The 1,226-nt window shown below is 52.5% G+C and carries 1 protein-coding gene; it reads left to right on the top strand.

Features of this window, described 5'->3' with window-relative positions:
- Positions 1-205 precede the first annotated feature (205 nt).
- The coding region (locus B853_RS16335; protein ID WP_211285384.1) for a hypothetical protein at positions 206-1,226 on the top strand (1,021 nt) is incomplete at its 3' end.

The following is a 1,226-nucleotide window of genomic DNA, read 5'->3' as shown; positions in this document are numbered from 1 at the left end:
GTTCAACGAGGGCATCGAGCTGACCCTCACCGGTGCTGAGAGCATCAGTGTTGTCGTCACACCAAAAGACGACGCAGAGATTGAAGGTTTAGAAGAGCTTAGTCGGTCAGATTGTGGCTGGCGAAGGCGCGACGATCCTACCGGGTAATAACAAAGCAACGCCACCATCAATGATGAAACCGTTGACCGTAACGAAGTGGCGGAGGTGTCAATCAAGACGGTGGACGCTGCCGCAGTGGAAGGTGAAAGCACGGCTTCGTTTGCTATTTCACGCACAGAAGAAGAAGGCGAACCAGCTAAGGTCACCTTCAAGTTCGATACCAGCATGGCGGACTCGGTTGATATCGACGATATCGATTCGGTCAAGATTGGTGACACGACCTACACAGGCGATGCACTTAAGGCGTTGTTCGACGAGGGCATCGAGCTGACCCTCACCGGTGCTGAGAGCATCAGTGTTGTCGTCACACCAAAAGACGACGCAGAGATTGAAGGTTTAGAGAGCTTAGTCGGTCAGATTGTGGCGGGCGAAGGCGCATCGATCTTACCGGGTAATAACAAAGCAAACGCCACCATCAATGACGAAACCGTTGACCGTAACGAAGTGGCGGAGGTGTCGATCAAGACGGTAGACGCTGCCGCAGTGGAAGGTGAAAGCCCGGCTTCGTTTGCGATTTCACGCACAGAAGAGGAAGGTGAACCAGCAAAGGTCACCTTCAAGTTCGATACCAGCGACGCGGACTCGGTTGATCTCAACGATATCGATTCGGTTAAGATTGGTGACGTTGTTTACACTGGCGAAGGACTTGCGAAGCTGTTCAATGATGGCATCGAGCTAACCCTCACTGGTGCAGAGAGCATTTCCGTGGTGGTTACACCAAAAGACGACGCAGAGATTGAAGGTTTAGAGAGCTTAGTCGGTCAGATTGTGGCTGGCGAAGGCGCAACCATTCCAAATGGCGGAGACAAAGCGAACGCCACCATCAATGACGAAACCGTTGACCGTAACGAAGTGGCGGAGGTGTCGATCAAGACGGTAGACGCTGCCGCAGTGGAAGGTGAAAGCCCGGCTTCGTTTGCGATTTCACGCACAGAAGAGGAAGGTGAACCAGCAAAGGTCACCTTCAAGTTCGATACCAGCGACGCGGACTCGGTTGATCTCAACGATATCGATTCGGTTAAGATTGGTGACGTTTGTTTACACTGGCGAAGGACTTGCGAAGCTG

It is taken from the genome of Vibrio rotiferianus CAIM 577 = LMG 21460 (assembly GCF_002741985.1).
GTDB classification, from domain to species: Bacteria; Pseudomonadota; Gammaproteobacteria; order Enterobacterales; family Vibrionaceae; genus Vibrio; species Vibrio rotiferianus.
The sequence above is the reverse complement of the archived record's forward strand: the minus strand, read 5'-3'. Positions and strand labels throughout refer to the sequence as shown.